Source organism: Flavobacterium lacus, from assembly GCF_003268815.1.
GTDB classification, from domain to species: Bacteria; Bacteroidota; Bacteroidia; order Flavobacteriales; family Flavobacteriaceae; genus Flavobacterium; species Flavobacterium lacus.
Genome location: NZ_QLSV01000015.1, coordinates 27,404 through 39,407, shown reverse-complemented (window position 1 = coordinate 39,407; position 12,004 = coordinate 27,404). Strand labels below are relative to the sequence as shown.

At 36.8% G+C, this 12,004-nt stretch carries 9 protein-coding genes; 6 read left to right on the top strand and 3 right to left on the bottom strand.

Annotation, left to right across the window (positions count from 1 at the left end):
* The 5 genes from B0I10_RS13445 (at position 1) to B0I10_RS13425 (ending at position 7,829) form a co-directional block, all read left to right on the top strand.
* Positions 1-885, top strand: coding sequence for a hypothetical protein (locus tag B0I10_RS13445; RefSeq protein ID WP_112087028.1), 885 nt, complete (start codon positions 1-3; stop codon positions 883-885).
* Positions 886-1,047: 162 nt separating this feature from the next.
* Positions 1,048-1,944, top strand: coding sequence for a succinate dehydrogenase cytochrome b subunit (locus B0I10_RS13440; RefSeq protein WP_112087027.1), 897 nt, complete (start codon positions 1,048-1,050; stop codon positions 1,942-1,944).
* Between the two features lie 19 nt (positions 1,945-1,963).
* The gene (locus B0I10_RS13435; protein WP_112087086.1) at positions 1,964-3,973 is read left to right on the top strand and encodes a fumarate reductase/succinate dehydrogenase flavoprotein subunit; all 2,010 of its coding nucleotides are present in this window, start codon (positions 1,964-1,966) and stop codon (positions 3,971-3,973) included.
* Between the two features lie 6 nt (positions 3,974-3,979).
* Positions 3,980-4,738, top strand: a complete 759-nt coding sequence (locus tag B0I10_RS13430) for a succinate dehydrogenase/fumarate reductase iron-sulfur subunit (RefSeq protein WP_112087026.1) — start codon at positions 3,980-3,982, stop codon at positions 4,736-4,738.
* Positions 4,739-4,985: 247 nt separating this feature from the next.
* On the top strand, positions 4,986-7,829 hold the full coding sequence (locus B0I10_RS13425) for a GH92 family glycosyl hydrolase (protein ID WP_112087025.1): 2,844 nt from the start codon (positions 4,986-4,988) through the stop codon (positions 7,827-7,829).
* Between the two features lie 227 nt (positions 7,830-8,056).
* Here the strand turns inward: B0I10_RS13425 and B0I10_RS13420 are convergent, their stop codons facing one another.
* Positions 8,057-8,620, bottom strand: coding sequence for a hypothetical protein (locus B0I10_RS13420; protein ID WP_112087085.1), 564 nt, complete (start codon positions 8,618-8,620; stop codon positions 8,057-8,059).
* A 69-nt stretch (positions 8,621-8,689) separates the two neighbouring features.
* On the opposite strand from B0I10_RS13420, the gene B0I10_RS13415 reads away from it, so the two are divergent.
* Positions 8,690-9,457, top strand: a complete 768-nt coding sequence (locus B0I10_RS13415) for an amidohydrolase (protein WP_112087024.1) — start codon at positions 8,690-8,692, stop codon at positions 9,455-9,457.
* 162 nt (positions 9,458-9,619) lie between these two features.
* Here B0I10_RS13415 and B0I10_RS13410 read toward each other — a convergent pair whose 3' ends face one another.
* On the bottom strand, positions 9,620-11,209 hold the full coding sequence (locus B0I10_RS13410) for an Ig-like domain-containing protein (RefSeq protein ID WP_112087023.1): 1,590 nt from the start codon (positions 11,207-11,209) through the stop codon (positions 9,620-9,622).
* Positions 11,210-11,294: 85 nt separating this feature from the next.
* A complete protein-coding gene (locus tag B0I10_RS13405; RefSeq protein WP_112087022.1) occupies positions 11,295-11,975 on the bottom strand; it encodes a ComF family protein in 681 nt (226 codons plus the stop codon).
* Positions 11,976-12,004: the final 29 nt, after the last annotated feature.

Here is a 12,004-nt window from a genome sequence, read left to right as displayed (position 1 = left end):
ATGACCAAATTGATTAAATTGACTTCTGTAATTTTTCTTTTAGCGATAAGTTACGGTTTTTTTTCTTGTAGTTCTGAAGACGGACCAGCCGAGCCTGCTAGTTTAATTATCAAAATCAAATTTGATCCAACCCAAATCAGGTTGAATAATTTAGGGCAACCTTCAGTAATTCCCGAGGGAAATGCAGCTCAAACCCCCGATATGAAAAATATTAGTGCCCATTATTTAGAATTAGCACCATCTGCTACCACATTATTAGGACAAGGAAAAGTACTTTATCACGCTCCCGAAACTGATTTAGGAGGAGCATTGGCGATCGATTTTAGTCAGGCAAAAATTGTGGGACAAAACGAGGTTTTTCTAACCATTCCCATCACGACAGAAATGGCAGGTTCATATGAATGGGTGCGCCTTTCATTAGCTTACCAAAGTGGAAAAATTCAGGTTTTTAGTCAAGGAGCTACTTACACAGGTACTTTAGATAGTTTTTTAGGGTACAATACATACATTGGTTCACATAGTATCGGCAATAATGTTTTTCCGGTAAACGCGAATAGATTGCAAGGTTATTGGGCTTTTGCATTGGATTCATTCCCTTATATGACTTCCGGACAAGCTCCTCCTGGCGCAACCACGGTGCCGAATCCATTATTTCAAACTTCGCCGGTTCCTCAAGGTTCTTGTGTGGTAACTGGTAGATTTGAGAATAATTTGACCTTAGTTGGTAATGAAACGTCAGATGTTGTGGTGACTTTATCTCTTTCCATAAACAACAGTTTTGAATGGACAGAAGTAAACAACGACGGAAAATATGAACCGTCTGCAGGTGAAAATGTTGTTGATATGGGATTAAGAGGCATGATTCCGAGTTTTGTTAGACAATAATGTTTAGTGTTTTAAGCTAAATTATTCTTTATAGGCTTTCATTTTTTAAACACTTGTTAATCCTTCTTTAAAATCACTTTAAATAACAGCGAAAAGGTTGTAGTTATTGTGAAATTGCTGTAAATTTGTGTGAAATTTTTAAAAATTTATTTACACAACATTATGGCAAAATCTGCACTTTTAAAGTCATCCATCGGAAAAAAATATTGGATGGCTCTTACGGGTTTATTTTTATGCTTGTTTTTAGTAGGTCATTTAGCGGGTAATTTACAGTTACTTATGCCAAATAGTCAATTGCAATTTAATCAATATGCATTGTTCATGACTTCTAATCCGGCCGTAAAAATTCTTTCTTATCTCACTTACATCTCAATCTTATTCCATGCAATAGATGGAATTCTTTTGACAATTCAAAACAAAAAAGCAAGACCAGTTGCTTACGCAAAATCAAATCCTTCTGCAAATAGTAGTTTTGCATCAAGAAACATGGCGGTTTTGGGAACACTGGTATTAGTTTTCCTTGCAACACACATGACTAATTTTTGGGCAAAAATGCATTTTGACAAAAGCATGCCTTTGATGACGCAAACTATTGAAGCAGCACCCGGAATGAAAAGTGAGTATTATGTAGGAAGAAGTGTTGGACAATATTATCAAGTTGATCAGGTAAAATTACCTGGCGACAAAGAAGCAGAGGCTGGAACACCACCTAAGCAATTAGAAGTTAAAAACGGAACCGATGTGTACAACGTGCAAGCAAACGTGAAAGTTGGTGAATTATATAAAGATTTACATAAAATAACGTTTGATTTTTTTAAAAGCAAGAATAAATTGTTTGGAGTAATCCCCAACGAAGGGTTGCTTTTCACCATTTTTTATGTCTTGTCAATGTTAGTCCTGGCTTATCACTTGTGGCACGGATTCCAAAGTGCGTTTCAAACGCTCGGATTAAATAGTCCAAAGTGGACACCAACTATTAAATTTTTAGGAAAAGCATTTGCGGTACTTGTGCCTTTATTGTTTGCAATTATTCCTTTATACATTCATTTTACTAAATAATCAACATCAGAAATATATTATGAAGTTAGATTCAAAAATACCGGAAGGTCCAGTTGCTCATAAGTGGACAAACCATAAAAATCATTTGAAATTAGTGGCTCCCAATAACCGTCCAAAAATTGACATTATTGTCGTGGGAACCGGTTTAGCCGGGGCTTCTGCCGCTGCTTCTTTTGGAGAAATGGGTTACAACGTAAGTGCATTTTGTTTTCAAGATTCACCTCGAAGAGCTCACTCGATTGCTGCTCAAGGTGGAATTAACGCTGCTAAAAACTATCAAAACGATGGTGATAGTGTTTATCGTCTTTTTTATGATACGATTAAAGGTGGCGATTACCGTGCTCGCGAAGCAAACGTACATCGTTTAGCCGAAGTTTCAGGAAGCATCATCGACCAATGTGTGGCTCAAGGTGTTCCTTTTGCTCGTGAATATGGCGGAATGTTAGACAACCGTTCCTTTGGAGGAACGCAAGTGCAACGTACGTTTTATGCAGCAGGCCAAACAGGTCAGCAATTATTATTAGGAGCGTATTCTGCTTTATCAAGACAAATCGGATTGGGTCGTGTAAAAATGTACAACCGTCACGAAATGCTTGATTTGGTAAAAGTAGACGGAAAAGCTCGTGGAATCATTGCTCGAAATCTTATCACAGGAGAATTAGAAAGACATTCAGCTCACGCTGTAATTATAGCATCAGGAGGTTACGGAAACGTCTATTTCCTATCAACCAATGCCATGGGAAGCAACGTAACTGCGGGTTGGAAAATCCACAAACAAGGTGCATTATTCGCCAATCCTTGTTATGTGCAAATTCACCCAACGTGTATTCCCGTTCACGGCACCAACCAGTCAAAATTGACATTGATGTCGGAATCGTTACGTAATTCAGGACGAATTTGGGTACCTAAAAAGAAAGAAGATGCAGAAGCAATTCGTTCTGGAAGTTTATTACCAACACAAATTGCTGAAGAAGACAGAGATTATTATTTGGAGCGAAAGTATCCATCTTATGGGAATTTGGCACCAAGAGATATATCATCAAGAGCAGCGAAAGAAGTGTGTGATGAAGGCAGAGGAATTGAATCCAACGACACAAACGAAGGAGTTTACCTCGATTTTTCATTTGAAATTCTTAACAAAGGTAAACAAGCCGCTTTTGCAAAAGGAAATCACAATCCTTCTGTAGATGAAATTAAAGCATTAGGTAAGCAATGGCTTAAAGAAAAATATGGTAACTTGTTTACCATGTACCAAAAAATTACTGACGAAAATCCATACGAAACGCCAATGAAAATTTATCCGGCCGTACACTACACCATGGGTGGCGTTTGGGTTGATTATAATTTGATGTCAACTATTCCAGGTTGTTTTGTGGCGGGAGAAGCTAATTTCTCAGACCACGGAGCAAACAGATTAGGTGCGTCTGCGTTGATGCAAGGTTTAGCTGATGGTTATTTCGTATTACCATACACGGTTTCCAATTACCTAGCCGATGAGATTAGAACCGGAAGAATTTCGACTGATTTACCTGAATTTGCAGAAGCAGAATCAAATGTGAAATCGCAGATCGATAAATTTTTAAACAATAACGGATCTAAAACAGTGGATCATTTTCACAAACGTTTAGGTTTAATTATGTGGAATAAAGTGGGTATGGGTAGAAACGAACAAGGTTTAAAACAAGCCATTTCCGAAATTGCTCAATTAAAAGAAGAATTCTACAGTGATGTATTTGTACCTGGAAGTGCTGATGAATTAAACCCAGAGTTGGAAAAAGCTCTTCGTGTAGCAGATTTTATCGAACTCGGACAATTAATGGCAATGGATGCTTTGCAACGAAATGAATCATGTGGCGGACACTTCCGTGAAGAATACCAAGACGCCGAAGGGGAAACATTGCGTGACGACGTAAACTTCAAATTCGTAGGAGCATGGGAATATAAAGGTTCAGATATTTCAAAAGCTGAATTACACAAAGAAGAATTGAAATACGAAGAAATCAAAATTGCAGCTAGAAATTATAAATAAGATAGTATGAGTGCAGCTAAAAATATAAATATTACCCTTAAAATTTGGCGTCAAAAAAACGCTAAAACCAAAGGAGGAATCGAAACATATAAATTAGATAATGTTTCAACAGCCAGTTCGTTTTTGGAAATGTTAGACCAATTAAACGAGCAACTAGTAAACGATAGAAAAGAACCGGTTGCGTTTGACCATGACTGTCGCGAAGGAATCTGTGGAAGCTGTTCGCTTTACATCAACGGCCGTGCTCACGGACCTGATATCGGTATCACCACCTGTCAATTGCACATGCGAATGTTCAACGACGGCGACACAATCTTTGTTGAACCATGGAGAAGTAAAGCCTTTCCGGTAATCAAAGATTTAGTAGTGGACAGAACTGCTTTCGACCGCATTCAGCAAGCCGGTGGATTTGTATCCGTCAATACATCCGGAAACACCATCGATGCCAACTCACTTCCTGTACCAAAAGACGATGCCGACAAAGCGTTTATGGCAGCAGCTTGCATTGGTTGCGGAGCTTGTGTAGCGTCTTGTAAAAATGGCTCAGCCATGTTGTTTGTAGGAGCCAAAGTTTCGCAATATGCACTACTTCCTCAGGGAAAAGTCGAAGCAACCGAGCGTGTTTTAAACATGGTTCGACAGATGGACGAAGAAGGTTTCGGAAACTGTACCAACACTGGTGCTTGCGAAATCGAATGTCCAAAAGGCATTTCATTAGAAAATATCGCCCGAATGAACAGAGAATATTTAAAAGCGAGTTTATAAAAAGGTTCAATACCACGGATTAATTTGTGAAAATTTGTGCAACCTGCCTGCCGGCAGGCAGGTTCGTGGCAAAAATATAAAGCATTCAGCACCAGTTGAATGCTTTTTTTGTGGGCGTTACCCAAGGGTCGGGCTTTCCGCTCTATCTTTTGCTCCGCAAGCTCCACAAAAGGATGCCGCTGCAATCCCTAACGCAAATCCTGCTCAATAAGAAAATTTAGTATATTTGAAGAACAAACAAACAACTATGCGATATCTACTGCTCACCATTTTCCTATTTATATCCGGACTAAATTTCAGTCAAAACTACCAACAATATGTCAACCCCTTCATCGGAACAGGCGGAACCGGACACACATTTCCAGGAGCCACAGTGCCCTACGGAATGGTGCAACTTTCGCCAGACACCCGAATCGACGGCAGTTGGGAAGGCTGTTCCGGCTATCATTATTCCGATAATCGCATTTATGGTTTCTCGCACACGCATCTCAACGGAACCGGTGTTTCTGATTATGGCGATATTTTATTGATGCCAACCATGGGCGAACCTTCCTTTGACAATAAAATTTATTCGTCCACTTTTTCACATAAAAATGAAAAAGCTTCTGCCGGATTTTATTCCGTCAAATTAGATAAACATAACATCGATGTTCAATTAACAACGTCCACAAGAGTTGGTTTTCACGAATATACCTTCAATGAAAGCGGTCTGGCAAACATCATTTTAGACTTAAATCATCGCGATATATTGTTGGAAGGTGAAATCAGAGTAATAGATGATAAAACCATTGAAGTATTAAGACGAAGTGAAGCATGGGCTCGTGACCAACATGTTTATGCGAGAATTGAATTTAATGTTCCTTTTTTAAAACCACATGTAGTCAATAGTCTTAATGGAAATGAAATTGACATTAAAAGAAGTTCAATGATTTTCTCTACAAAAGTCAAAAAAGGAGAAAAACTACTCGTAAAAGTAGCCCTTTCACCCACAGGATACGAAGGAGCACAACTCAACAGCACCGAAATTCCTCATTGGGACTTTGAAAAAGTAAAAAAAGCCGCAGAAGAAATGTGGAATAAAGAATTGTCCAAAATTGAAGTCACTTCTTCCGATAAAAACAAACTCACCATTTTCTACACAGCTTTGTATCACACGATGATGCAACCCAATATCGCTCAAGATTTAGATGGAAAATACCGAGGTCGCGACAACAAAATTCACCAAGCGGAGGGATTTGATTATTACACCGTTTTTTCCCTTTGGGATACCTTTCGAGCTGCTCATCCACTGTATACGTTAATTGATAAAAAACGAACATCAGATTACATCAACACCTTTATCAAACAATATGAACAAGGCGGTCGCTTACCCGTTTGGGAACTCGCTTCCAACGAAACCGATTGTATGATTGGCTACCATTCCGTTTCCGTGATTGCCGATGCAATGGTCAAAGGCATCAAAGGATTTGATTACGAAAAAGCGTATCAAGCCGCCAAACACTCCGCTATGCTTGATCATTTAGGGTTGGATGCTTACAAAAAACAAGGTTTTATATCCATTGATGATGAGCATGAAAGTGTTTCCAAAACCTTAGAATATGCGTATGACGATTGGTGTATCGCTCAAATGGCTCAATTATTAGACAAAAAAGAAGATTATCAGTATTTTATGCTTCGTTCCCAAAATTGGAAAAACCTTTTCAATTGGGAAACCGGATTCATTCAACCCAAGAAAAATGGCGGTTGGGACAAACCCTTCGACCCAAAAGAAGTGAACAACAATTACACCGAAGCCAACGGTTGGCAATACACGTTTTTTGTGCCGCAAGATATTGAGGGAATGATACAAGCGATGGGTGGGGAAGAAAAATTTGAAGCCAAATTAGACGAAATGTTTAATTCTGTTAGTGAAACTTCAGGTCGTCATCAAGTCGATATCACCGGTTTAATTGGTCAATATGCTCACGGGAACGAGCCTAGTCATCACGTAGCATATTTGTACAATTACGTCAACAAACCTGAAAAAACGAAAGAAAAAGTACATTTCATTTTAGACAATTTTTACAAAAATGACCCCGATGGCTTAATTGGAAACGAAGATTGCGGACAAATGAGTGCGTGGTATGTGTTGAGTTCAATGGGGATTTATAATGTGACTCCTGGTCAACCAAATTGGGAAAGTGTAAAACCATTTTTTGAAAAAATTAAGGTAAATTTTGAAAATGGAAAAGAAGGAATTATTTCTAACATGGATGTAGATTATAAGAATAATAGTTTTGGATTTTTTAGTATGAATAGTTTTGGATCCTATTATGATATTGAAGGTATACAATCTGATAAATACATTTCTGTTCCAGTAATTCAAGCGGAAAGCAAATCATTTAAAGATAGAATGACAGTTGAAATTAAAATGAATGCCGTTACTCTTCAAAAATTAAATAAACCTGAAATTCTTTTTAGGGTGATTGAAAATGATTCTGTAAAAACTAATTTTAAAGTTTATAGAAATCCAATTGAAATTGACAAATCTTCAAAAATTGAAACATATTTAGTTGACTTATTTGAAGCTGTAGAAACAAAAAGCAACACTGTCTCCGCCAGCTTCTTCAAAAAACCAAATAATTTCACCATCGACATCAAATCAACCTCCAATCCGCAATACCACGCCGGTGGTCCGGAAGGCTTGATTGACGGCATTTTTGGCACAGAAAACTGGCGAAAAGGCGATTGGCAAGGTTATCAAATCCATGATTTTGAAGCAGTGATTGATTTGCAATCCACCCGTGAAATCAGTCAAATTACCGCTAATTTTCTACAAGACACCCGCTCGTGGATACTTATGCCAACCAAAGTGGACTACTATATTTCAGATGATAATGTGAATTTTACGCTTTTCGACACGCAAAACAACACAATTGACCCAAAAGATTACAATTCTATCATCCAAGGATTTAAAAGCCTCAAAAAACCTGTCAAAGCTCGCTACGTAAAGGTGAAAGCGACCAACTTTGGTAAACTTCCTGAGTGGCACCAAGGTTTTCCTTTTGATGGGGAGGCGTTTATTTTTGTGGATGAGATTACGGTGGAGTAGAGAAAGTTGTCTGTTGCCTGTTGTCAGCTGTCAGTTTGTGATTCTGCAAAATAAAGGATTCAGTCACCGTCACAGTATTCATTATCATTTCAAATAATAGAAATTGATAGCATTTATAAATCTTTTAAAATCCATTTTAAGCGAAGCAAATCAAAAAATTAGCGTAAATCTATTAAATCCTCACTATCCGTGTTCCATTTAAAGGTTTATTTGTTGTCAGTGAGAAATTAATCCTTCCAACCCCACGGCGACTCAGGATTTTCAACCGGCTCACTCAAATCAAACGACACCGAAAAAACCCGATCCGTTCCAATTCTGCGTAAATTATAAGTAAAAGATTTGTCATCCACTGTTATCCACCAAACATTCATAGAAGCATACGGAATCAATTCGCTCGTAAATTCATCAGCAGGAAAAAATTGCATGTTTTGTGAGCCGCCATTTGTTGAGGTTCCTCCATATTGTGTTACTTTATCGGGCTTGCCATTTTCGTGACGATGGTCATGTTTGAGTGTGATTTTACCATTTTTATAGGTCAATACCCAAGTTCTGGACTTATCATCACCAACAAAAAACGGAATTCGGATTTTATTTTTCCCACAGCTTTTTACGTGCATGACTAACTTTTTTCCCCGAAAGTCATCGTTGGCCGGAGCTTCAATTATTTCGCCTTCAAACGATTTCCCACACTGTTTTTGAAGAGCTTCCCAGAATTTTTGGGTTTCCGATTTCTGTTGCGCATTCATTGAAAGTGAAATCATTAAAGCCAATAAAAAAGTCCATTTTTTCATAGAATTGTTTTTTGTGAAGATAAGAAAAAATCTCATATTCGTATTTTGTATCTTTATCAAAAAAGAAAAATGATTGTTTCACTGATTCAAGCTCCTTTAGTTTGGGAAAATCCATCCGAAAACCGACTTTATTTTGAACAAAAGATAAAGGCAATTTCACAACAAACCGATTTAATTGTGCTTCCCGAAATGTTTACTTCCGGTTTTACAATGAATCCAAAATACGTTGCAGAAACAATGCAAGGCGAAACCATTTCGTGGTTAATTGAACTTGCAATAGCAAAAAACACTGCGATAACCGGGAGTTTAGTCATTCAAGAAGATGAAAATTTTTTTAATCGAATGGTGTTTGTTTTTCCAAATGGAAAAGTGGAATATTATAATAAAAGACATCTTTTTACTTTAGCAGGCGAAGAAAAAGTCTATCAACCGGGAAAAGAAAGGAGAATAATTGATTATAACAATTGGAAAATCTGTTTGCAAGTGTGTTACGATTTGCGTTTTCCGGTTTTCGCCCGAAATACGGAAGAATATGATTTACTTATTTATGTAGCGAATTGGCCAAAAGTGAGAATAAATGCCTGGGATATTTTATTGAAAGCCAGAGCAGTAGAAAATTTAACGTATGTCATTGGTGTAAACAGAATTGGATTGGATGGAAACGAACATGAATACGTTGGACATTCGCAAGTGATTGACGAATTGGGCAATTATATCTTGGAACCACAACGCAATGAACATGTTTTTCATATTGAGTTAGATAAAGAAAAAATGCTTGAAACGCGAAAAAAATTGAACTTTTTGAATGATAGAGATGATTTTTCTATTTCTTCTTGAAAAACTCAAGTAAAGATTCATTCTCAGAGAAAGCACGGAAAACACAGAATTTTCTCAAGTGAAAACTCCAACTACTCACTCGAAATTCCCATTCAAAACCTGAAACTTGACTCGAGGCGAAGCCGAACAGAGCGAAGCTAAACTTCAAGCCTGAAACTTTCATCAACCGCCACTAAACTTCAACGTTTGATTCACGTCCCAATTGGCTCGTACCTCGACAGGTGTAGGGAAATAGCGGACTTCTTCGCTTTGGCGTTTTTCCAGATAGCTTCCGGTATCCCAAACCTTGTTTTTGTTTTCGTCATAAATGATTCTAATCGTAAACATTGCCGGTTCCACCAAATCAAAATCCAATACTGTTGCTCCTTCTGAGTAGGCTGAAGCCAATATTTTTCCTTTGTCATCTGTCAATTCAACAATGATTGGAAACGATTTTATTCCTTCCAATTGAAGCCGGAGATTGCCATATTCGGCCACATCTTTAGTTGAAATTCTATAACCGGTAGAATCACTTTCGCGTTCTAACATATCAGTAAATGCACCTTTCTCAAGGGTGAAACTATACTTTTCGAGTGGTTCTTTTTTAAAATCAATTTCAACTTCTTGTTTTTCAGGATTGTATTTTGTTGAAAAGGCAATAGGAACGGAATCTTTAGTAATCAATTTAATTTTTGAGTCATCAATTTTTATCAGTGGAATAGAACTCGTAATCGTAAATTTATCTCGGAAATGGAGTGTTCCACTTTGTTTTGCTTTGATAGTCAACGAGTCTGCTTTTTGATTTTTCATTTTAACCGTAAATTGCTTTTCAAAATTATTTCGGTTTAATTTTAAAGAGAGCGAATCGGTTTTAATGGGTTTAAACCAAATTTGAACAGAGTCTTTTCCCTCAAATGGCGTAATGACTGTGGGGATAATTTCGTTTCCGTTTTTCAGTTCTGATTTTAAGTTATCTGCTTTTCCTTCATGCCCAACAATTATTCTGTTTCCGGAAGCTTGTGTTGGTTTTATAGGTTTAAAAGGCATATCTTCTTTAAACAATTCTAATTCATAAGCAAAATCACTGGGAACAGTTATTGTTTCAGTAAAAAATGCGATTTTATCTGATTTTGGATCAAACTTGTTATTGTTGCTCATATCTTTCATGGCAATTAAAAGATAATTTCCTTCCTTTAAATTTTCAAGTTTAAATGTTTTGCTATTGTCTAATGTATTGGTAATGTATCGGGGAACTTCTTTATAAACGATAGAATCATAGAATTTTTCGTTTTTTTCATACAACATGACGGAAACAAAATTATCTGTTTTAAGATCAAATGCATCTTTGATGGTACCTTTCAATTCAAGCGAATCGATATACGTTCCGGTAGAAAAAATATATTTAAATTGTTGATAAGGATTACCTTCGGTGTTATCCTGAATACTGTTTCCAAAATTGAAACTGTACGTAGTATTTTCAAGTAAGGTGTCTTTTATGGTGATTTTAATTTCTTTTGAAGCGACCATTGGCGTGATGAGTGGTTTGGTTTTCATCGGTGGTGAAATAATCAACTGTTTATTCACGTCTTTTAATTTTACATATTCATCAAATTGTAATTTGATGGTGTTCCCTTTGAAATTAGTTGAAAAATTCTTGGGTTCACTTAGTTTCAATAGCGGAGGAATAGTGTCTTTCATACCGCCCGTTATAAAACCTCGCTTGGCACAACTTGTCAATAAAACCGAAATTAGAAGTAGAAAAAAAATTCTCATAATTTTATCAGGTACTTAAAGTTGTCACAAAATAACAATTATATTTAGTGTAAACGAAATGTTTTGGGTTTTTCTTTAGGTATGCTTAATGTGTATAAGCCATACAAACAATACTTAATCTTGCACCTGGTATTTTCAAGATAGCTTTCCCGCATTGCTCTAAGGTTGAGCCTGTTGTTATAACATCATCAATCAATAGATAATGTTTATTGTGATGATTTTCGTTGAATTCAACTTCAAAAATCGTTTTTTTTGCTTCTGTTCTCTCTAAAAATGATTTTTTGGTTTGGGTGATTGCATATGTATTTCTGTGTAAGATATCACTATTAAAGGGTATTTGTAGTGATTTTGAAAGTGCTTGACCAAATGTAGTAAGTTGATTGTATCCTCGTTCTTTCATTCGCTTTTTGTGTAAAGGAACGGGTATGATGGAATCAAATTTTAATTGGGAGTGAACTTTTTGGAGCTCTTCCCCATACCAATCACCTAAAAAAGTGCCCACTTGTTGCCGATTTTTATATTTTAAATGATGAATAAGTTCTTGCACCATTCCTTTTTTGTGGAAATAAAGTAAAGACGAAGCATGTTCCAACGGCAAGCGACCATAAAATTTTAATAAAACTTCGTTGTTAAGATTTTCAGTGTGTTTGGTGAGTGGCAATTGATGTCGACACTTCGCACAAACCGAAATTTCATTGGTAAACAAAGGATTTTTGCAAGCGAGACAAACTTCTGGGAAGAATAAATGGAGAAGACTTTTTAGCATAAACTCATTAATTAATTACTGTTTCTTTA

Coding starts and splice junctions, on each gene's coding strand:
- B0I10_RS13440 (WP_112087027.1), top strand. CDS start 1,048: ATGGCAAAATCTGCACTTTTAAAGTCATCCATCGGAAAAAAATATTGG.
- B0I10_RS13445 (WP_112087028.1), top strand. CDS start 1: ATGACCAAATTGATTAAATTGACTTCTGTAATTTTTCTTTTAGCGATA.
- B0I10_RS13425 (WP_112087025.1), top strand. CDS start 4,986: ATGCGATATCTACTGCTCACCATTTTCCTATTTATATCCGGACTAAAT.
- B0I10_RS13430 (WP_112087026.1), top strand. CDS start 3,980: ATGAGTGCAGCTAAAAATATAAATATTACCCTTAAAATTTGGCGTCAA.
- B0I10_RS13405 (WP_112087022.1), bottom strand. CDS start 11,975: ATGCTAAAAAGTCTTCTCCATTTATTCTTCCCAGAAGTTTGTCTCGCT.
- B0I10_RS13420 (WP_112087085.1), bottom strand. CDS start 8,620: ATGAAAAAATGGACTTTTTTATTGGCTTTAATGATTTCACTTTCAATG.
- B0I10_RS13410 (WP_112087023.1), bottom strand. CDS start 11,209: ATGAGAATTTTTTTTCTACTTCTAATTTCGGTTTTATTGACAAGTTGT.
- B0I10_RS13435 (WP_112087086.1), top strand. CDS start 1,964: ATGAAGTTAGATTCAAAAATACCGGAAGGTCCAGTTGCTCATAAGTGG.
- B0I10_RS13415 (WP_112087024.1), top strand. CDS start 8,690: ATGATTGTTTCACTGATTCAAGCTCCTTTAGTTTGGGAAAATCCATCC.